We start from the raw sequence: 21,803 nt of genomic DNA, 5'->3' as shown, positions 1-21,803 counted from the left end.
GGAAACGAAAATCTACATTTCTATTACCTCATGCGGAATTTTGGCGAGAAAGTCCGCTTCCTCAAGATTGGAAAAATACTCCCGCACAGCTATTTGAAGCTGTTCAAGAGAAATAATATCCCGTTCTCTTGGGGTATATTTACCGAACGGTGTGACAAGATCGACGCGTTCGGTATTCGTGCAGTCGGGATTTATCAGTGCATACGCCCTGCGTCCTCCCAGATTGAACCAGGCCTCGCAGATGAACTGATCTCCGACACCGTAGAACTGAAAAAATCCGTCATGGGATTCAAAAATCACATGATTTTCTTTGCCCTCCGCCACAAGAGATATGTAATAATCCGCTTCTTCAAAGGTAATTCTTTCAGTTTTTTTACCGCTTGCCGTTTCGACATCAGGCACTCGCAGCACTCCTGTTTTCGGCATCTCACCTTCTGCGACAGAGAACACCACGTCAACAAAGCTTTCAATACCGTCGTCCGCACCGTTAAGAATCCGTTTGTGAGCTTTGGTAAGCGGTGAAACGGTAGTTCCGCTGCCGGGAATACCGAGGATCGGAAGTCCATCGTCCTCAATCCAGACAAATCCCTTTTCAGCCAGCCCGGAGCGCAAAAGCATCTCCCCAATATATGATCCGAACAGAACCGCAACATTCCACAAAGTTTTTGCGCCGTCGTCACTGTCGTACTTGTCAAGACAGTCATGGCAGTCTCCGAGAAAATCATCGACATCTTTAGCGCTTTCTCTTGTGTAATCAAGGGTTATTCCACTGTGCATGGCATACTGCACCGCGTTCTCCGCAATACTTTTAGCAGCATCATTGAAATCTTCCATCTGAACTTTCCTCCTATTTATCTTCGCAACGGTACAACTTGAGTTTTATTTTTACCATCACTTGGCTATTTCTTAAACAAATTTAGCAGCCATCTTATTCGGCCGCCTATATTAAAAACACGAAATCCGAACAGTCTTATTGGTTTTACTTCTTTAGGAAATAATATTTCTTTTAAATTTCTCATTGATTACTACCATATTCCTCTCCAAAAACATTTTTAATAATGCTTTTTATTCAACTTTTTAAAAATAACTATATCGCATAGTAGTTTTCTACATGAATACGGTGCATTAATAAATTAAAGTTTTCTAATCCCACAAACTGGAATTTAATCAATTATTGTTTTCCAGTTTTCTGAATGATATGCTTCAAAACACATTTGTATTTGTTCTACATTATTTTTTTCTAATGCTAATTGAGGTAATTCATCAATACCAAAATATTTACTTTCTATTGTTTCAATGTTTTCTAAAAAACTTCCACCAACAACAGAGCAAAGTACAAAAATTTTACATACCTTGTAAGCATAAATAGGCAAATTATGTTTTTCTCTATCTTGTACGGCTATGACCAAATCAGCAGACACATCTAAACCTGCTTCTTCTTTGACTTCCTTAATTGTATTTTCCTTTACTGACACATCAACATCACACCATCCACCTGGTAGTGACCATGTATCATTTTTTTCATGTACTAACAAAATTTTATCTTGTTGAAAAATAGCAGCTCGCGTATCAATTTTAGGTGTTTGGTAACCTATTTCATTACAGAATAAATCTTTTACTTTTTCTAAAGGAATTCCTGTTTTATGACTAATCATTTCAGCGGAAATTTCTCTAATTCTCTCATATCTTTCCGTATCAAAATTATCTTTTGCATAGAATAGCCCTGCTTGTGCCAAACTCTGTAATTCTACCGCCCATTTTAACCATTGTTCATTTGTGTTCATATATCAATTACCTCGTCAAATTCAAAGTTGTCACTTTGACAAATTAGTTTCTCCACTCCACTACATCATCAATATTCTTGCGTGGTCTTTCTTTAGGAAATTCATTTGGATAACCAAATGCAATCGCTGCAATAAGTTGTCCGTCACTATCCAACCACTTACACAATTCTGAATATGCAAAATAAATGTCACATATCCAAAGACTACCTATTCCTTTTTCAGTAGCAGCAAGAAGCATATTTTGTATAGCAGCACTTATAGACTGAATATTACAGATTTCATAAACACGTTCTTCCGTTGATAATTTTTCCATAATACTTTTCCCCAATGAATTAACAACAAAAACTATCACTGGTGCTTCTGCCATTATATCAATCGTGTGTTTTGCAGCAGCTATGTGTTGTTTGCTCTGTGACAACAAGGTACTAACGCTTTCTTCTCTTTCGATTCCTTGACGAAAATTTTTTAGCATTTCCTCTTTAGCATTTCCTTGTATCACAATAAATTTCCACGGTTGTCTGTTTTTAGAAGAAGGTGCTTTTATTCCACTTTGGATAATGTCTGTCATATCTTTTTCAGATATAGGTTTATCTATAAATTTTCTTATACTTCGTCTATCATAAATTGCAGAAATCATTTTTACTCTTGTCCTTTCAAATTCTAATTTGTTCTGCCCGACAACCTGTAATTTATCAATCATACTTTTCAATGTTTACCGTTGCAATCGCTGATCGATTAGGTTCTCCGGTTTTCAGGTCCTGTGGGGCAGGAATTAACATCATAAAACCATCTTTTCTATATCGTTTTTCATAACCCTGTGCATATTCTTCTTCAACAGAAATATGCTGTACCTGTCCGATGATCATCGACGTAATACCTGCGCCGCTTAAATCCTGTATTTCTTTCAAGGTACACTCTATGTTTAAAAATGCTTCCTGTATCATGGGGGCATAAATGGTTTTGGCATTTACAACAGAAAAATTTCCCACTGAAAATTCATCTGCGTCGTAATCGTTATGGTTAATAGTATCTACCAGCTTATCATAATAGCTTATCGGCAAAAAATTGATACAAAAGCACTTTTCTCTTTGGATATTTGCATAGGTATGGGTATGCTGATAAAGGTTTCCCATGACAGCAAAAAAAGCTGTCTTATCGCCATGAAAACAACTCCATGCATGAAAACAGACATTCGGCTTTCCGTTCTCTTTCCATGTCGTGATTGCAAATAAAACGGTTGGTATGCCTGCTGTCGTTTCAAAATGTGAAAATAATTCAAATTCCTCTGGGTATAAGGGTTTGAAATACTGTGGAAATGCTTTCCCTATTTCTATTTTCATTAGAACACCGCCTCCCCTCTAAATCATTGTATCGTCTCGCAAAACCTCAGCCAAATTTATTTTCCGTATCTTTTTCCAGCCAAGATAATATGCAAATGTTACGGTTCCCCAAATAGCAAACAGGAAAGCGCCAATGGAAATAAATGGAGCTTCAGCAATAAAAATACTCACTTCCAGATAACTCCTCCGCAGCATAGCGCCCACCGCAAGAATGGCCAGCGGAATTGTAAACAATACCGGACGGCCGGCAATGACCAGTGCCTCAATACAGAACATTTTCCTGATTTCCTGCGGTGTCATTCCGACAGACATATATCTGGCAAATTCCCTCTTTCTCTGGCGCACAAAACCAAGTGTATTGGAAAACACGTTACCGATCCCAATGATTGCAAGCAAAACACAGAAGCCGCTGAAAATAGCCATCATTCCCTGAATCATTCTGTCATTTGTCTCCAGTTCCTGAATGCGATTCTCACTTTCCACTGTATATGTTTCCCCTATGGTCTGAATCATTGCTGTCTGCAGTTCATTTAATTCCTCTAACGTTTCATTTTTGTTGCCAAGAATGCAAATGTACGTATCGTCTTCACCCCCTGCAATTTTTTCCTTTATTTCCCTCCACAGAGACGCCGGCATAAAATGAACCAACTCATAATCATCAGACTTCCCATACTCCTCCCTTAAAGCAGGCACTTCCTCCGTATATGCTAAAACAGGGAGTTCCACCATCGTTTCTCCCTTTTCGGACGGTTTTATTATGCTGGTGTCTTTTTCTCCCTTTATATATTGCATATACTCCGGATGCCTGAAATCCGGATTTGTCATATCCCGGATCTGATTTCTGACAACTGCCCCATCAAGCCGTGGAGTAATGCCAATCTGTTCACAGTATCGCTGAAAGCTTGCATCATCCAATATAATAAGCGGGGCGTTTACCAGCCAGCCATCCTCTGTTTGTGCAACGGAATGATTAGAAGCATTGGAAAAACCACCAAAGCTTTTCATCTCTTCACTTAATTCAGCTTCTGTAATCATTCTTTTCGCTGCCGCTTTTTGATATGCAATGGAACTTTTTACACCGGAAAGGTCTTGTATGTCCTTTATTTTTTCAAAAGAAACCACATCTGTATCTTTGACTGACACCATCACGTCCCATACATTCTGATAACGCTCAAAATATGTTTCCCTTGTACTAATTTCCGACATCGAGAAAAAGCACTGCATGATTGTAAATGCCATGAAAGAAAGTATCAAACTAAGTGATGCTGTTCGCAGAGGTTTCCGCTGCGATTTCAAAGCCTGTCCTGCCAGTTCTCCTTCCATTCCAAATAAAAGAGTGAGAAACGGCGATTTTTTCTTACACTTCAGCTGCAATTCACCTGTGTTTTTAATCGCCTCCAGCGGTGTCAGCCTGCTTAGCTTTCGGGCAGGAAGCCATGCAGAAATCCATATGGTCAGAATCGTTACGAGCAAGGTAATAAAAAGTACATAGGGATGATAGCCGAAAACCGCCTCATGTCTGCCTTCTATCCTGCTTCCCAACAGCATATTTATAAAGTTCAGCAGCCCCCTGCTAATAACGATCCCCAATATATTTCCTGTCATAACGGGTATGGCACACAGAACAAATGCTTCCTGTAAAAGGCATGACCGTATTTGCTTTGGTGTAGCTCCAATGCTGGAAAAAATACCAAACTGGTAAATTCTTGCATTCATAGAGACCGCAAAGGAATTATGTATAATAACAATCAGTGAAACGGATGCCATTATCGTTATGAATAGGAACAGAGGAAACAGTAGCCTTGGCGCCGTATCCTGCGGATCACGTATGAAATACATGGCCAGAAGCTCATGATTATAAGTGACCGTTTCCGATTTTTCTCCAATCAATGTGACAATTCGGGACGTATCTTCAAACGCCTTCCTCATATCATTAAAATAAATGTCTATGGTCATTTCCTGGTTTCTGGTTTCTTTCTCATTTACCACTGCATCCTTTACGTTTCCAAAGGTTTTTATGGTTTCCACATCTTCTGCATCAAATGCTCCTGTAATCCGGCTTTGCCAACTGCCTTCTTCCAGTTCAATTCTTTCAACCTCGTATTTCCATGTATTATAAAATAACCCGCATAATAATGACAAAAGCAGTGCTGAAATAAATGCAGCAATCATAATGGTAATGCCAGACGAACGATTATTTTTAATATAGCCGGATGAATAATCTCTCCACATATCCATTACCTCCGACATTCATCACTTTTGATGGCGCCGTCTTCTATGGTTATAATACGGTCTGCCTCTAAAGCTACCTTTTCATCATGAGTAATCAGCAGAATCGTCTGCCCCAGATTCCGATTAGAGAGCTTTACCATATCAATCAGTTCTTTCGTGTTTTTTTGATCCAGATTTCCTGTCGGCTCGTCCGCCAAAAGCAGTGCAGGGCGATAAATCAGAGAACGGGCAATCGCCACTCGTTGCTGCTGCCCGCCAGACAACTGATTCGGTAAAAATTCAAGCTTATCAGAAATCCCAAGAGAATGGACTACTTTTTCAAAATAGTCTTTGTTGGGTTTCTTCTTATCAAGTGCAAGCGGCATAAGAATATTTTTCCGTACAGTAAGCGTGGGAATCAGGTTATAAAACTGGTACACCAGGCCTACCTTTCTTCTTCTGAAAATTGCAGCCTGTGTCTGATTCAGCCTGGAAAGATCCGTGCCGTCTATTGTAACTTTTCCACTTGTAGGTTTTTCAACGCTTCCTAAAATGTGCAGCAGTGTGGATTTTCCTGAACCGGATGCTCCAACAATCGCCACAAATTCCCCCTTCCTGACTGTCAGGTCAATTCCATCCAATGCGGTCACTTGATTATTGCCAAAGCCGTATACCTTGCGAACTTTTTCGCACACTAAAATGTCCATTTCGTTGTTTCCTCCTATGGGGCTTTTGAAGTTCCCTATTATTATAGCAAACGAAAATTACAACTCAGTGACAATAAAAGCGAATTTCAAAGCAAGCACCACCGTCTGGCATATTTTTAGCATGTATCGTTCCGTTTTGTCTCTCAATAATCTCTTTTGCCAATGCCAGCCCTATGCCGATTCCTCCGGCACAGGCATTTTTCCCCCGGTAAAACCGTTCAAAAAGGTGTGGAATATCCTCTTTGGCAAATCCATTTCCTTCATCCCAAATCAAGATTTCCGTATATAATGGATTCTGTCCATATGTACAGTGTATGAGACCTCCCCGGTTATGTTCCATACAGTTTTTCATCAAATTTATGACTGCCTCCATCGTCCACTCCAAATCGGCTGTGATCGCCATTTCTCCTAGCTCTGGAATGTCAATCGATGTCCCGGATTCCGTAAACAATTCCTGTAAATTATCGGCGGCAAGAACAAGTACCGTCAGAACATCTATTTCCGCTTTTTGAAGAACCAGTGTACCTGCATCAAACCGGGATAAAACAAGCAAACCTTCCTCTAATCGGGTTAGTCTTAAAAGCTGCTTTTGTATTTTTTCCGTCTGTTCTCGTTTATTTCCTTTTCGCATGGTCTGCACAGACAAAGAAATGGCAGTGATTGGCGTCTTTATCTGGTGTGCTATATTGTATAAATTTTCAGCATAATCATTTCTCACCTGAACCGCTTTATCTTTTGTTTGATATAAGAATGTCACCGTCTTGTAAATTTCATCTTCCAGTTTAGAAAAATCATCCTCCCCAGAGGCCGATAAAATCTCTGCTTTTCCCATATTAACCTGTTCCAAATAATCGGCTAATGCACGAATACGCAAATTTTCCTTTCTGTTCCGGTATAAAAAAGTAATCACAAACAGAATACTACCTGCCAGAAATCCTATGGCCGCAAAACACAGATTTTGCATAAAAGAAAAACCGGAAAAGTCAGCGATACCATATCCCCATTCAGACAAAACATTACGTCCCCATGCACCATTAACAGTTCCACTTGTATATTCTTTCAATGCTCTAAAAATTATTTTCTCTGCTTCCGGTTCCTGCTGAAGCATTACACCGCATATTTCATTTAATGAATCAAATTGAAGCCGGCTGTAATAACGAGAAGTCAGCATCACAGCAATCGCAGAAGCAATCAGACTGACAGACAGAACAAACCCTATCGTTGTCAAAACATTCTTCCGCCCACTCATTTCGTGTCCTCCATGCGGTATCCAATGCTCCTGACCGTTTTCAGACAAGAAGGCTGATGCAGTTTATCCCGTAAGCGCTTCATGGTCACTGTAAGTGTGTTGTTATTCACATAATTTCCATTCACATCCCATACCTGCTGCAATATTTTTTCCCGGGTAACCGTTTTTCCCTTATTCTGCATCATGTACAAGAGCAGTTGATACTCCGCAGCACTTACATTTATTTCTTCTGAACAGTAAGAAACGACTCGCCGGTTCTGGTCTATTCTGATTTCGTCACAAGAAAGATACTGCTCTGCAACATTACCGCTTCTGCGAAGCAACGCCAATATCCGTGAGTATAATACTTCTAAATCAAAGGGTTTTACCACATAGTCGTCCGCACCGCTTTGAAACCCTGTAACAATATCACAGGAATCCCCTCTTGCTGTAATAAAAATAATCGGAAGCTCTCTCCAGTTTCTTCGTATCCATTGACACAGGTTATCTCCTCGGCCATCCGGCATATTCCAGTCTACTAAAACAATGGCAGGAATATCGTCTCGCAGCGCCTGCTGTGCGTCTGCAATCCTTTCCAGAATTTTCACCCTGCATCCCCGCTGCTCAAGATAGTCTTTTACTGCCTGTGCAATATTTTCATCATCCTCAATATAGTAAACTTCTGTCATTTTTTTGTACCTCCGCTATCTCTATCATCTACCTTCCCCTCCTTAGTATGCCTGCAAAGGCTTTGACTTTTTGTTTATTTGCAAAAGCTACAATCACTCCAACTGCTAGCAATCACCTTATGGGTTTCTGACTGTAGCTTCTTTATCAATAGCCGTCAAATGATAGACTTCCATATTACCCGCTTTAGTCCTTGCCCAGAGCGAATACGGCGCTCCATTTTGGGTGAAGTACTCTTTATATTCCCTGCCATCTACCAGCAATGTTCCCATATCTATAGTCAGATTGTAGTTGATGGACTCAGCAGCCGTTGTTGTTTTGATTATAACATGCCCCATATCATTGTTCAGATTTATTTTGCCCTGAATATCTCCTGTTATTTCAATATCGCCTGCATCACATTGTATATCCGTGGTTTCGACGCCTGTACTGCTGTCATGACTCCTGAAAACCGATTTTCAAGGTCATTCCCGGCAGGGAAACCCCCTCGTTTAAGGTAATGGTATGCTTATCGTCCGCTGTAAAGCCGATGGTCTCCCCGTCACGCAGGATTACATCATATTCCAGAACATAGGATACCAGACTGACCAGGAAGTCCCTCACCTCTGATGGCTCGGCTTTGGCGTCCAACACTTCCATCTCGTCCTTTCCAAAGATATCCATGCCATAGGTGTAGCAGCATACGCCCTTCTCACTTCGGTAAAGTCCAAACCAGATCCAGTTAAAGACAGGGAGTTCATCCTCCTTCATCATATCCGCAAACCCCTCATAAACGCGCGGCTCAAACACAACTCCGCTGGTATAGACACCGGTAGCATTTTTCTGCCTGCAGCAGCAGGAGACAATCTTGGTAAAGAGCTTGCCGCGTTCCAAAAGATTTTCTTCCTTGCCCAGCACAGCGACTAAGAGATGTGCCTTATGCGCTCTGGCTGTGTTCACAGCTTCCGGCCACATATAATTGTTTTCCGCATTTTTCTCTGCTTCACCATCGGGAACTGGAGCAGGCATCAGGCTGACCGCAGCGGTCATATTACCAATATAAAACACCAAGGGGACATCGTTTCCCTTTTCATCTTCATCCTCCGCCACTTCTAAATCCCATTTTTCTTTCAGGTCCAAAATCAGCTGCCGCTTATCCCAGCAGGGCTCTGATAATAAGACAAAACCAGCAAATTTTCCACTGCTCTCCTTGCGCCTTTCCTCCTGTTTTGCTTGCTCCATCCAATAGACTCGGAGCTGTTCCACAATCTCTGTGGCCGCTTTAACGGAAGCCGCCTCATGGTATTCCTCCATATTACTGTAGACATGGCCGCAGTGTTCCAGCGTCTCTCCCTCATAGCCGCCGCATACCCCCAGCAGCCATTTTCCCAGGAGGCTTCTTTTATATTTAAATATGTAATATCGCATTCCATGCAAGTCAAATGTTCCTGTACATTCAATCTTCGTGGGAATTTTACCGAGTACCTGTGGGTGGGATAACCACTCCACCATTGAATTTTTTGCCGCTTCCATCTGTGCTATTCTCATAATTTATGATTCTCCTTTTCCCAACTCAAATTGTATTTTATCAGATAAAACCACCTTGCGGGGAATATAATATGTCTGCATTATAGTATCGCGATTGACTACTTGATACAATATCCATCTATAAAACCTCCCATGCATATTTTAGTTACTTTTGACATCTGCCTTTCATGATTCAACTTGACAACTTCCATTTTTTCAGTCCCAACAACTGGAAGTTATTTAACTGCTCAAGCATAATAAACTCCGTCGCCGGCAGAGACAGCATGTTATTTTCCCTTTTCCGTATCTTCCTCCCTTCCTGTCCAGAAGCTTTCAGCAGGAACCGGCCTCGCAAAATAGTAACCCTGCACTTTGTCACAGCTCACCTGCCGCAGAAACTCAATATGCCTTTTCTCCTCTATCCCCTCTGCCACCGTAACCATCCCCAGTTGCTTTGCCATGTTCATGACATTAGAAATCAATATCCTGGCCCGGTCCCTATATTGATTATCAGAAAAGAAGCTTCTGTCTATTTTCATGATATCTACCGGCAGGTTTTTCAGCAGGCTTAAGGAAGAATAACCTGTGCCAAAGTCGTCCATTGCCATCAGAAATCCATTTTTATGAAGCTGCTCAACCATTTGGATTATGATTTTCTCATTATCCCACATGGCAGTTTCCGTCAGCTCAACAACCAATAAATGATGCTGGATTCCATATTGATCCGCCAAACCGCATAAGTCCTGAATAAAATCCAAATTTTCCAGGTGCCTGCGGGAAAAATTCACTGCAATTTCTATTGGGGTTCTCCCTTCATTCTCCCATTTTTGCATCACTCTGCACACCTGTTCAAATACATAGAAATCCAGTTTTGTAATCAAGCCCTTCTGCTCCAGGATAGGAATAAAATCGTTCGGAGGAATTAAAATTCCCTCCTTTTCCCAGCGTACCAGTGCCTCTGCCGAGGCCAGCTTTTCATCACTCAGACTATACTGAGCCTGTAAATAGATCTTGAATTCACCATTTTCAAGCGCGGCATCCAGTTGATGTTCAACCTGCTGTTTCCATAATGCCTGCTTGACAAGCTCCTCATCATATGTACAGACTTTTTCCCCGAGTTCTTTTGCTTTGCCATGGGCTATATTTGTTTTTTCCACGGCCTCAACTGCACTCCTGCAGTTATCAAACGATATAAAATAGCGGCCTTCTATTACTTCTATCGGATATGAAAACCCCGTTCCCATACGCTCATAAAATTGATTCCAGACATTTGACCTGACTATATCCAGTTCTTCTGGAGTAGGGCAGCATAAAAATACATAAAATTCATCATCGTGAGCCCTGCAATAACATTTAATTTTTCTTTCCTGCTCTAAAGTGGCGGCAATCGTTATAAGAACCGTATTTCCAACCTCTTCCCCTAATATTTTATTGAGAAGTTTAAATCCCCTGATATCAAATTTGGTCATTAAAACCATATCTTCCGGATGGTCATCTATGAATTTCTGGACATCCAGCTTAAACCTGGAAAGATTGGGGCATTTACACAACTCATCATAATACGCCACTTTCTCCAGAATAGCCATATATCTTCTCTGCTGCCGCATAATCAGCAGACCGCAAACCAGCAAGCAAATAAGAACCAGCCCCGATGCGGCTGCAAGCCTGGAGGTGATTTCCGTGGCATAGGCCGTTCCAATGTCATGGCGTAACAGGGTGAATATGTACCAGCCGCCATATCCTACCGGATTGTAGTGGCAGTGCCATCTTATTCCGTTTATATCAAATACCATATGCCCGGATTTTCCCTGCTGGATATCCGACAACACGCATTCCTGATTGCTCCCTTTTATCACCTTCATATAATCCCTTGCATTTTTAAACGGGACGTCCTGGCTGCTGGTATCATCCGTTGGGAGAACTACACTGCCAGACATACTGACCATGTAGGTTACCCCTTTTCCATCGAAGGAAGGGAGGAAAAGGTTATTCAATTTTTGAGGAGTATAACCTCCAATCAGGACAGCGATTGGCGTCCCCACGTCATCTGATATAACAGGAACCATAACAGGGATAACTGTTTTATCTGCAAAAAGAGTGTCCTCCACATCGCCAACTACAGTTTCTCCCTTCATGACCTGTCGAAAGAGGGCATCGTCAAAAACCTCCAGCTTGTTTCCTTTATTATCAATTCCAACACCATCTGTACCTACTTGCGCAAGAACACTGAACCCTGTATTTTGTATAACCTGATCCAAATAGGAATCTAATTCCTTTTGTGGGAGTTTTTCCAGCTGCAAGGCAATATTATTCAGCGCGCTGATATCTGCTTCTATCTTCTGATGAAGATTAAAGGTCTGCTGTCCCGCCGTCTCATTTAATGTCTGGTGAATGGAATCCGACAGCATACGTTTAAGACCCAGGCTGCCATCACACATAATCCCAACTACGGCCAGAAGCATAAATGCAAGGATACACCCTACCGGTATAATATATGATTTTCTTCTTTTCATAATATGCCTCTAACCTTCCCAACACAAATAAAACAGGTGTAATGGTATTTAAAAGTCCTTTTCCCTGCAAGACAGCAATCATGCACTTTTAAATTTTCCGTCCACCAAACTGGAGGCCCTTTAATTTAAGTTCTTATCAAAATATGCTCTGACCATATCCCAAAACCCATTGTAATCATTATGTAAAGCAGTCTGGCTATTCAAATGATCATACCGCCCTTTTTCCCAACTTTTTTTAGTACCGTTTCGTCAAGAACTTCTGTTGTTTTAAACAATTCCATCTTAGGCCGTCCCTTCCATATAGTTCTGAATCATGGCAATATACTGATCTCTCTTTCTCAACGATAGGCGGTAACTGTCCCCATTTTTCATTCGAATGAGTATGCCCGTGCTGAAAAACACAACCCGATAGGGAGTCACCGATTGAATTTCCGAATACGAGATTTCAAACTTGACACGCAGCTTTTCAATCACTCCATTTCCAACAAAAATGATACGTTGATTGGTAAATAAATACTTTCCCGGAACCTGACTTCTAAACGTTCCGGGAGTCTCCCAGCAATCTCCTCCTGTTTCCTTTACACACTCCTCACCAGGGAGTAAATCAAAATCCTTCATGGGTGTTCCTCCTCATTAACCATTTGCTCTCTGACATCCCTGTTCCTGCCATTTTCTTTTCCTCCCGCCGTGATATATTTATATTTTATAAATTTCTCAGACATGGTATCAGATACCGCTGCCTCATAATTATTGTCCATATATGATTTTCTCCTATTTCCTGAATCACTTATGTCTTTTCCTTTTATATGTATAAACCATAATCAGTACGCCTGATGCCAGGAAAAAAATCCCCATCCCAAGCAGCCCGATAGCAGAACTTTTATAATCTTCTCTGAGTATCTCAACATACAGTGAATTGCTCTCTCCATCCATTTTTCTCACTTTACCGATTATCGGTTCATGGCTGGACGTTATCTTTTCAATCTGTTGGACAAAATTATGATGGATTCCGAGGGTAACTGATTCCCCTCCAAGGGTTCCTTCGTAGAAGTGCATATTTTCCGTTCCATCTGAATACCTGGATACCTTTCCTGTGTCATTGAGGGGCGTATCAAATGTTACGATTTCTCCCTCAGTCAATTGCCAGGCCGATGAGACCGGAACCGGCTCTTTAAAATCCAGCCACATTTTGGATGCGAATAAATAGATAAAAATAAAAATACCCAGGCCGCCGTACTTCACTAATAGAATGATACCCTTTATCATTTTTCTTGCACTCATACAACATTCCTCCCGAATCATTCCTTTCTTAGAAGTTCCATCAGCCCATTCTCCCTGGCTTTAATTTCCCGATGCTCCTTTATCATTTTGTTTCTTCAAACGGCAAATTTTAATTTTTTCGTTCCGTGATTTTAAAAATACCATCAGCTCGTCTAATTCTTCCAGACTCAGCTCGTTTTTGAAAATCGGAACAAACTGATTGCGTTTCGTCTGTAAAGCCAAAATATGTTCTGTTTCAAAAGCCCGTTTCAAAAAGGCATATTTGAATTTTCCTTCCCCATGGTTGGTTTGATTTATCACTGCCAGTCCTTCTTCATCAAACCAGCTGGTATATTGATAGCCCATTACCCCATTGAAGTCCTGCATATCGCGCAGATTCCTTTTTACTGTTATCCAGCGGAACAGGACGTACTGCCATAATACAAAAAACAAACCGACAGAAAAGAAAACCGCCGCAAGTGCAGGGTATCTTGCCGCACTGAGGGCGAGACTAACTATGAAACAAATAATTGCTGCTCTTTTTTCTAATTTAGGAATTCCCCATTTAGCGACCTCTCTCAGTATCGGTTCATCAAGAACTCCTGTTGTTTTAAATAACTCCATATGATGATTCCTGCTCCTTTCTTCCATTCATGCGCTCTGCAAACTCCTGCTTTTCCATCTCATGTTGAACAGTCCTTCGGACGTATCTCCAGGCGGCGCAGAGCATCTTCAAACCGTCTGACGTTCTCCTCCTGCCCCGCATACTGATTCGCTGCCAGCATCTTTAGGTATTGAATCCTTAATCGTTCCCCATTCACACACAGGATCTCAAAGATACACCAATCTGAAAAACGAACTTCCTTTTTTACATGCCTGACATCTAGCGAATACCGTTCTGTCCACGCTGTTTCTTCCATTGACGGCCTTTTTAAGACGGCAATGAATAGATCACTTCCGCTAAGCCTCACAAAACTGAGTCTTTTTTTCCACCTTCTGCCTGTTTTCCCACGTCTGTCTGTGACGCCATAAAAACAAAGCTCCAATTCTTCTCCCGGCTTCAATAAGCCCGACAGAGCAGCCATCATCTGTTCTTCATTTTCTCTTTGGAACTCCTGGTAATTTCCATCCTCCAAAACCTCTAAAAATGAAAAATCCTCACTCCCGGTCAGACCTTCGGGCCATTTTTCCTGCAGTTCTTTTCTACATTCAAAAGCCTTGCTGCGCTGCCCTAAGTTTAAATAGCACAGAAGCATCTGGGCAACGGCCGCCTCCTGCCCCGTATTCTTTTTCCGAAAAGGCCAGCACCAGCGCCGGCATACTTCTGCCCAGGCATGACGCTCATAAAATGCATAGCTCTTCCTGAAATACAGGATTGCTTCATCATAGTTCCGTTTTCGGCTCTTTCTTCTGCCTTTTCTTTCATATCTGTTCACCCCCCCCCCCTCAAGCAATACGGGGAGGGCAAAGAAGAACAAGAACACCGCCAGTAACCGCAGTTCAAACATGCCAGGTTTAACAGGCAGATAGATTATACTGATAAAGCAAAAAACAATATAGATTACATTCTTAACAGTGTTAATCAACATAAAAGTCCCCCTCATGCCACCCCCACACAGCTTTGCGCTGTTGATTCCTGATAGTCAGACCGTGATGTGCTTCATGAAATCCATAAAATCCCCGAATGCTTCTGAAAACTCCCACTTGCCCATACCATGCAGCGCAAAGTAGACGGGCGATTTTTCCAGCGTAAGATCAATACAAAAAGGATCGGATTCCCTGTCCGCAATCACAAGATAGTCTTTATTCCAACTGGCAATACTCTTTTTTTCAACCGGATTATAGCTGTAGACCCTCTGATAATAAATGAGATTTTGGGCTCCATATACGGTAACAGGCCCATGATATCCTCTCAGCTTAAAATCCGCTCTAAGAGGCGAAGCCTTTCCAACCAGTTTGTGGGACAAGCCAGATTTTGTTCCTTCTCCCGTTTCAGTTTCAGCTTTTTTTCAATTTTTGCATATACCTCTTCTGCAGCTGTTTCCGGGAAATCCAGGCAAACATGGCGGACTGGCTCCGCATATCCGTTCCCGCAGGGAAATCCCTGTTCTGCCCAGTTTCGTATCGCCTCATAATCGATATCACTCTCTTTCCAAAATCCGGGATACAAAGATTTGCCCTGTTCAAACGAATTATTGGTTGCCTTTGACAGCTGCAAAATAATATTTGCTTTACACTCCAGAGGAAAGTCATCATGAAATATAAATGGAGTCAACGCATCACAGGCCGCTTTACCAACTGCTTTGACGTATCCCCTGATTGCCCAGTACACCTTGCTGCTGTCCCCAGACTGGATACAGGACATAAAAAAATCACGGTATTGAATGTCCCCCTGCTCCATCAGCGCTGCAACTCTCTCCACCGCAAAACCACGGTGAAATTCAACCAGTCCTTTATCACCATACCGCATAAGAGCTCCCATAATTTTTTCTCGGTTCTCTTCATTGATTCTCTTCGCAATATAAGAAATTGCATTGTACACAGCAACGCCGTCTGTTATCTGTTCCAGCTTTTTTATCTTCTTGTCTATTAAATCCATGTCTACTCCCAACTTCCCCGTTTCATTTTTCTGTTTTCATCCTGTATGTATAGAGCATCGTTAAAGTTCCTGATACCAGAAAAAAAGCTCCCATGCCAAACAAACGTGTGGCAGTGTTTTTATAATCTTCCCGGAGAACTTCAACGTACATGGACTTATTTCTGTCATCCGTCTTTCTCACTTTACCGATTACTTTAAAGTAGTTAACAGACATCAGTTTGATTTGCCAGATAACATCTTGAGGGATTGCCAGGGTTACCGGATCGCTTCCAATTGTTCCTTCGTAAAAGTACAATTCTGCCTGCCCATCCCAATCCCCCGATATCTCTTTGTCACCACAAAGAATTGTATAAAATGTAACAATTTCTCCTTCGCTTAACTCCTCTGCTGATTCAACCGGAACCGGCTTTTTTAGGTCCTGCCATGTTTTAGATACAATAAAATAGACGAAAATCAGAATCCCCAAGCCGCCGAACTTCAAGAATACAAATACATTTTTTATGATTTTGCCTATACACATATATCTTTTCTCCCACACCATATACAAAAAGCACCGCCTTCCTCAGGCAATTTTTACCGTAATGCAGGTTCTTTCATGAAGCATAGCAAAAAAGCAAGCATACAGTGCCTCATGCTTACATGCATACTAAAAGTACAAATAAACCACCCGGAAAAACTTTCCCGGATGGCCGATTGTATTTCATCACAAGTTTTCTTCTTTCCGACAGAATTTCATATGGTAATTATACCGTCTGCCAGAAAAGTCCGCAGTTCTTTTCATTACATTTCCATATATGATTCATTACACCTCTTTCGTATTTCAGATTGTTTGGTATGTTCAGCTTTTTCAAACGATTCTCCTCTCATTACTCTACTGCTTCAATCGACTCAACAATATTCAGTCTGGCAATAGAGCGCAAAGGAACAGCCGTCGCAAGCAGGCAGGCAACAATAGAAAATGCAGCGGCCTCTATGATGGAAAAATACGGGATAGCTACAAACTGTAAGGTGTCGGTTGTGGCGGCGCTTACAAAGACTGTGCAGATATAGCCTAATAGGCCACCAATCACAGCAGCGAAAATTCCATAATACGCCCCTTCCCAAAGGAATGTTTTATACAGGCTTCTCGTACTCATGCCAATAGCCCGTTGCATACCGATCTCAGATACACGGGTATGAATATTGCTGTAAACAGTATTGATAATATTCAGTACTCCAATCAACCCGATAAAGAGAATCAGTCCCCAGCACAGCATTTTGATCTGTCCAAAACTTTCCTCCAGTTGAGCGTCGCTCTGAAGATAGGAGAGCCAATGACTTCCCGGATTTTTGTCGCACCAGCGATTCAGCCATGTCTCAAATTTCCCGGTATCGGAGTTCTCTTTCAGAGTAGGATATACTTCAGAATACTGCGAATGCCCGGTCAGATTATCATAAGCAGTATCGCAAACGATAATCTGCACACCGTTTATGAAGCCGCCGTTATTGATTGTGACAGGTTGATCGGCAACGCCAACCACTTGAAAATCTACACCGTTTACTGATAGGGTATCGCCAATTTCAAAGTTCGTACTTTCAACAGTCTGGCCTTCATAAGAAAAAGCTATCGGATTTTTGACAATGCAAGCAGAACCGGACAGCAAATCCTGAATATCCTGCTCACTTAAGTCTTTCACATAAGAGGTCAAACGCTCATCATTAAGCCCTGCAATTTGCATAGACTCCCAGGATTGCAAAGGGACATTCAATTCCAGAGGAAGCCCGCCGTCCTCGTCTTGCACATACACGGATAGTTTTGTTGTAGCGAGTGACGCCAATTGATCCTGCTCCCGAAGCTGGTTGACACTTTGAGGCGGAATCCCAACCGTTTCATTTGTAATCGCATAATCACCCAGGTGTATTTCCTTTACGCTGCTGCTGGTATCAAGGATCGCCGTAAAACTTTGCAGGGCTACAAAGACTGTGATACTCATAACCAAAGAAAGAATAGTGATTGCTGTTCTGCCACGCCCACGCATTAAGTTCAGTCGTGCATAATAGCTTTCAAAGTTTCGGATTTTCTTCTCTCTCCGTACACGGCGTTTAATTTTTGCAGACTGCCCGGACATAGCAACCGTTGGGGACACATGGGCTGCATACCGGGCCGCAGGATAAGCCGCCAGCATGGCGAACAGCAAAGTAATAACAACGCTTACAAGGAGAAATCCTCCATTTGATACACTTGCACCACTAATTGAGTTATGCAATTCTGCGGTGGTATCCGCCATGAACAAATCGGGATTGAGAACGCTTGTAGCAGCAATCAAAATTCCCTTTGCAGATAGCACACCTGACAGCAGGCCGATGGGAATGCCCACGCCGCAGAGAATGAGCAGTTCAAGAGAAACAAGACGATAAATTTGCTTTCTTTCACTGCCAATAGCCCGAAGCGTTCCATATTCTCTGATACGCTTTGTAACAGCGATTTTCAGGACATTATAGATCACCAGGCCAGCCGCAAGCAGAACGAGCGCACCGACCATCACGCAGGCAATCGTCATAAAGGAAAAGCCTGTATCTGTATCAGACGCACCACTCTCAGCATAGGAGACCCCAAGGGCATCCAGCAAGACCCAGTTGTATTGAATACTCCTGTCCTCCATATTGAGGGCCCGTGCCAAATCATCCACAATAGCCTTGAATTGCTTTGTGCTGCGGGTTTTGAAATCGGTGGAATAGAGCATATAGCGATCCGGCAAATACATGGAAGCCGTACCTGCGCCTGCTATGGCCTCCACACTTCCCGTTGCATAGCCAATATAATTACTTTCCAAAATACCGCAGACATCAAATGTTGCAGTGTATTTGCAGGACTCCTCCGTATCATACAGGAGAGAAATGCTCACGTCCAATGTGACCTGACCTCCTACTTGAATATCTTCGGGCAAATACTGCAGCACACTTTCAGGTAGTGCAATTTCGTTGGGAGCTGTTGGCAATCGGCCTGCTTTGACTTTGTTGATAGAGGGATAGGCGGCCAGAGCTCCATCCAGGTATTCCCGCAAAAACAGGGACAGTCCGCTATTTCCAAGTTTTGCAGAACCGAGATTGATTAGACTGCCCACATCTACCAGCCGGGGATCACCCGATAGTTCTGAAGCCTGTTTTTTTGATAATTGATGAAATGTTGCATATCGGTCTCCGTTAAGGGATGACGCCTGCTCTACTCTCATTCCCTGTAAAATACCAAGGGACTGCCCGATGGCGGTGGTCATCACGCTGGACAGAATTACAGCAATCAAAACAAGAATGGCCGTTATCTTTTGTGCTTTTATCTCTTTGAGCGCCAGGGACAGATAGGATTTCATTTTGCCTGCACCTCCGAAAGTACCCCGTCAACAATGGTAAAACGGCGGTTGGCCATTTCAGCAATCCGTGGGTCATGGGTAATAACAACCAAGGTCTTTTTCAATTTTTTCTGAATGCCACACAGCATTTTCATCACTTCGCCACCGCTTTTGCTGTCCAGGTTGCCAGTCGGCTCGTCGGCAAAAATGATGTCGGGATTTGAAATCAGCGCACGGGCAATCGCCACACGCTGCTGTTGTCCCCCAGAAAGCCCATGCGGCAAATGAGACAGGCGGTTTTCTAATCCCAGGAGAGCTGCAAGCTCCCGCAAATAACCTTCGTCTGCCTGCCGCTTATCCAAAAGCAACGGCATAATTATGTTTTCACGGGCGGTTAGTACCGGGAGCAGATTAAACTGCTGGAAAATGAAGCCGATCTTTTGACGGCGGAAAGCAGACAGCGTTTTGTCACTTCCGTTGTGAATATCGGTATCACCGTAGAGGACGCACCCTTTTGTCGGTCTGTCCAATCCGCTAATAATATGGAGCAAGGTGCTTTTCCCGCTCCCGGACGGCCCCATGATAGAAATAAAATCTCCCTCATGGATCGTCATACTTGCGTGATCGAGTGCGATGACTTTATCTTCATTCGCTCCGTAGATTTTTGATATATCATTCATTTGAATATCCATAAAATACTCTCCTTATCGCTTTGATAAGGAGAGTATAAAAGGTAATTCTCAAGAATTCCTCAAGGTTTATTGATTTTTATTGTTGCCCGCACAAAAGCACCGTTGGAAGTATTTTCGATTTTTAAGGCTCCACCATGCTTTTGACAGAGCAGATTGCAGATATATAACCCCATACCAAAATGGTCTGTTCCATCATGTCCCTTTTGAAAAGGCTGGATGCCCTTCTGTATGAGAGCCGGAGGGAACCCATTTCCATCATCCAGAACAGACAATTCCAAGGTTTCATCGCTTACGGCACAGGTAAAGTGAATAACCTGCCGTGCAAATCGCAACGCATTGGAAACAAGGTTTTCTGCTATTTGGAGTAGTACAGACTGATCTATCACGAGCTCGTCTGTGGAGCCAGCAGCTTCAAACTCAATTTCTTTTCCGCTATCCAAGCCAACCAATTGAACCGTCTGTTTGAGTTCGGTAAGGAGAGTGTCCCAGCCAATCGTTTTAGCTCCGAGAGGGATTTGGTCTAACCGCTGAACGCCACTCATAATCTCTACATATTTTTCAATTCGCTGTGTATATCCTTCCATGCGCTGCAGATTTTCCGAAACCTGCTCCTGGCTTGCCATTCCACTTTTAATGCTCTGGTTTGCCAGTTTTACGGCACCTTTTAAGACAGTAACAGGATTTCTCAACTCATGGGAAAGAGCAGCGTTCAGCCGTCTGCGTTCCTCTGCCTGCCTCCACAGTTCTTTATGATTTGCAACCAAAGCCTGCCGCATAGTTTCAAACGCAACGCAGAGCTGTCCCAGTTCATCGGAAGTATCCGTTTCCACGGTGAAATCTAAATCATTGGCTATTATGCGGTTTGCTCCGTTTGTTAGAACTTCAACAGGCTTTTTCAACTTTAGATTATAGAACAATACCGCTGTTGAAAATGAGGAGCATATAAAAATCAAAACAGGTAAAGCAAATTGCATGACTTCCAAAGCCCTTGCCCAAAATATCGCTTGCCCGGATGGCTCCAGAGCAGTTGTCATGGAAGGTGCGCCGGTATAGATGACAATACCTTGCGGTGCAATCTGCGATCTGATTTCCAGACATACCCCAAAAGCCAATGCCGAAAGGACGATTGCTGCTAAAAGGTTAATAACGGTTAAGGTGAATAAGGCTTTTTTCAAACTCATTTGTTTTATCCGTTCCATTTATAGCCCATCCCCCAAACAGTGTCAATATAGCTGTGCATTGTCAGCATAGCAAATTTGCTCCGCACTTTACGAATATGCTCCATAATCGTATCGCTGTTTCCATCACCATCAATCCCCCAGACGATTTCGTAAATCCGTTCACGGTCAAAAACTTGCCCAGCATTGACAGACAGCAGCTCTACAATATCAAACTCTTTTTTAGATAAGACAACGGGAGCCCCATTGATCGTGACCTCTCGCTTCGTGTAGTCTATCGCCATATCTCCAAAAAAACGGAGCATAGAGTGTTCTTGCTTTCTGTTTTCTCGTCGCAAGTGTGCCGCAACTCTTGCCCCCAATTCATCGAGGTCAAACGGCTTTACAATATAGTCATCCGCCCCCACAGAGAAGCCTTTAATTTTGTCCGCTGTTTCAATCCGTGCAGTTAGAAACAGGATTGGACAAGTGATATGTTCCCGAATAGTCTGGCAGACTGTCAGCCCGTCAATATCGGGCATATTGATGTCCAGCAAAATAATGTCCGGCTGTCTTTGAATTTTTGTAAGAGCTTCAGTCCCACTATATGCCGTCATTACTTGATAGCCCGATAGTTGAAAATAATCTTTCATTACATCGACAACGCCTTTTTCGTCATCGACCAATAGTATCTTATTTGTCACTTGAAGATCACCCCCTTATCACACAGAATAGTATAGCGCATAAATCTCAAGATTTTCTCATACTATAATGTTGGTTTTTCAAAAATGTC

At 42.4% G+C, this 21,803-nt stretch carries 21 protein-coding genes and 1 pseudogene; all 22 read right to left on the bottom strand.

The features are described 5' to 3' along the window. Positions 1 to 12 precede the first annotated feature (12 nt). Positions 13 to 834 (bottom strand): hypothetical protein, encoded by an 822-nt coding sequence (locus FGS84_RS08885; RefSeq protein ID WP_138307616.1) that lies wholly within the window; start codon positions 832 to 834, stop codon positions 13 to 15. Positions 835 to 1,163: 329 nt separating this feature from the next. Continuing rightward, positions 1,164 to 1,784 carry an NUDIX hydrolase gene (locus FGS84_RS08880; protein ID WP_138307614.1) on the bottom strand — a complete coding sequence of 207 codons (621 nt, stop codon included), beginning with the start codon at positions 1,782 to 1,784 and terminating at the stop codon, positions 1,164 to 1,166. A gap of 43 nt (positions 1,785 to 1,827) precedes the next feature. Continuing rightward, positions 1,828 to 2,484 (bottom strand): nitroreductase family protein, encoded by a 657-nt coding sequence (locus tag FGS84_RS08875; protein WP_330640814.1) that lies wholly within the window; start codon positions 2,482 to 2,484, stop codon positions 1,828 to 1,830. Beyond that, a complete protein-coding gene (locus FGS84_RS08870) occupies positions 2,477 to 3,124 on the bottom strand; it encodes a flavin reductase (protein ID WP_138307611.1) in 648 nt (215 codons plus the stop codon). Before FGS84_RS08870 ends, FGS84_RS08875 begins: the two co-directional genes overlap by 8 nt. 18 nt (positions 3,125 to 3,142) lie before the next feature. Beyond that, a complete protein-coding gene (locus tag FGS84_RS08865; protein ID WP_138307609.1) occupies positions 3,143 to 5,356 on the bottom strand; it encodes an ABC transporter permease in 2,214 nt (737 codons plus the stop codon). Positions 5,357 to 5,361: 5 nt separating this feature from the next. Further along, complete coding sequence (locus FGS84_RS08860; RefSeq protein WP_138307607.1) at positions 5,362 to 6,042, bottom strand: ABC transporter ATP-binding protein; 681 nt, start codon at positions 6,040 to 6,042, stop codon at positions 5,362 to 5,364. Positions 6,043 to 6,106: 64 nt separating this feature from the next. After that, positions 6,107 to 7,291 (bottom strand): HAMP domain-containing sensor histidine kinase, encoded by a 1,185-nt coding sequence (locus tag FGS84_RS08855; protein ID WP_138307605.1) that lies wholly within the window; start codon positions 7,289 to 7,291, stop codon positions 6,107 to 6,109. Further along, positions 7,288 to 7,959, bottom strand: coding sequence for a response regulator transcription factor (locus tag FGS84_RS08850; protein ID WP_138307603.1), 672 nt, complete (start codon positions 7,957 to 7,959; stop codon positions 7,288 to 7,290). The genes FGS84_RS08855 and FGS84_RS08850 overlap by 4 nt, the downstream gene beginning before the upstream one ends. 117 nt (positions 7,960 to 8,076) lie before the next feature. Then, positions 8,077 to 8,295, bottom strand: coding sequence for a hypothetical protein (locus tag FGS84_RS30760; protein ID WP_171042573.1), 219 nt, complete (start codon positions 8,293 to 8,295; stop codon positions 8,077 to 8,079). Between the two features lie 109 nt (positions 8,296 to 8,404). After that, positions 8,405 to 9,139 (bottom strand): annotated as a pseudogene (locus FGS84_RS08845) (DUF4261 domain-containing protein); the annotation flags it as partial. 611 nt (positions 9,140 to 9,750) lie between these two features. After that, positions 9,751 to 11,763, bottom strand: a complete 2,013-nt coding sequence (locus tag FGS84_RS08840; protein WP_240305391.1) for an EAL domain-containing protein — start codon at positions 11,761 to 11,763, stop codon at positions 9,751 to 9,753. A 495-nt stretch (positions 11,764 to 12,258) separates the two neighbouring features. Next, complete coding sequence (locus tag FGS84_RS08835; protein WP_138307595.1) at positions 12,259 to 12,594, bottom strand: PH domain-containing protein; 336 nt, start codon at positions 12,592 to 12,594, stop codon at positions 12,259 to 12,261. Further along, positions 12,591 to 12,734 (bottom strand): hypothetical protein, encoded by a 144-nt coding sequence (locus FGS84_RS30755; protein WP_171042572.1) that lies wholly within the window; start codon positions 12,732 to 12,734, stop codon positions 12,591 to 12,593. Before FGS84_RS30755 ends, FGS84_RS08835 begins: the two co-directional genes overlap by 4 nt. A 25-nt stretch (positions 12,735 to 12,759) precedes the next feature. Next, entirely contained in the window at positions 12,760 to 13,257 is a 498-nt protein-coding gene (locus tag FGS84_RS08830; RefSeq protein ID WP_138307593.1) for a hypothetical protein, read from the bottom strand. 60 nt (positions 13,258 to 13,317) lie between these two features. Beyond that, the gene (locus tag FGS84_RS08825; protein ID WP_138307591.1) at positions 13,318 to 13,860 is read right to left on the bottom strand and encodes a YcxB family protein; all 543 of its coding nucleotides are present in this window, start codon (positions 13,858 to 13,860) and stop codon (positions 13,318 to 13,320) included. 59 nt (positions 13,861 to 13,919) lie between these two features. Then, positions 13,920 to 14,672 (bottom strand): hypothetical protein, encoded by a 753-nt coding sequence (locus tag FGS84_RS08820; RefSeq protein WP_138307589.1) that lies wholly within the window; start codon positions 14,670 to 14,672, stop codon positions 13,920 to 13,922. A gap of 476 nt (positions 14,673 to 15,148) precedes the next feature. Further along, complete coding sequence (locus FGS84_RS08815) at positions 15,149 to 15,835, bottom strand: hypothetical protein (protein WP_243129919.1); 687 nt, start codon at positions 15,833 to 15,835, stop codon at positions 15,149 to 15,151. A 22-nt stretch (positions 15,836 to 15,857) separates the two neighbouring features. Beyond that, entirely contained in the window at positions 15,858 to 16,355 is a 498-nt protein-coding gene (locus tag FGS84_RS08810; RefSeq protein ID WP_138307587.1) for a hypothetical protein, read from the bottom strand. A 346-nt stretch (positions 16,356 to 16,701) separates the two neighbouring features. Next, positions 16,702 to 19,182, bottom strand: a complete 2,481-nt coding sequence (locus FGS84_RS08805) for an ABC transporter permease (protein ID WP_138307585.1) — start codon at positions 19,180 to 19,182, stop codon at positions 16,702 to 16,704. Continuing rightward, positions 19,179 to 19,853, bottom strand: coding sequence for an ABC transporter ATP-binding protein (locus tag FGS84_RS08800; protein WP_138307582.1), 675 nt, complete (start codon positions 19,851 to 19,853; stop codon positions 19,179 to 19,181). Before FGS84_RS08800 ends, FGS84_RS08805 begins: the two co-directional genes overlap by 4 nt. 59 nt (positions 19,854 to 19,912) lie before the next feature. Beyond that, complete coding sequence (locus tag FGS84_RS08795; RefSeq protein ID WP_138307580.1) at positions 19,913 to 21,052, bottom strand: HAMP domain-containing sensor histidine kinase; 1,140 nt, start codon at positions 21,050 to 21,052, stop codon at positions 19,913 to 19,915. Next, entirely contained in the window at positions 21,040 to 21,714 is a 675-nt protein-coding gene (locus FGS84_RS08790; protein ID WP_138307578.1) for a response regulator transcription factor, read from the bottom strand. The genes FGS84_RS08795 and FGS84_RS08790 overlap by 13 nt, the downstream gene beginning before the upstream one ends. Between the last annotated feature and the right edge of the window lie 89 nt (positions 21,715 to 21,803).

Source organism: Clostridium sp. 1001271st1 H5 (assembly GCF_005845215.1).
Classification (GTDB): domain Bacteria; phylum Bacillota; class Clostridia; order Lachnospirales; family Lachnospiraceae; genus Enterocloster.
Note: the sequence above shows the minus strand (reverse complement) of the source record. Positions and strands in the feature narration are given on the sequence as shown.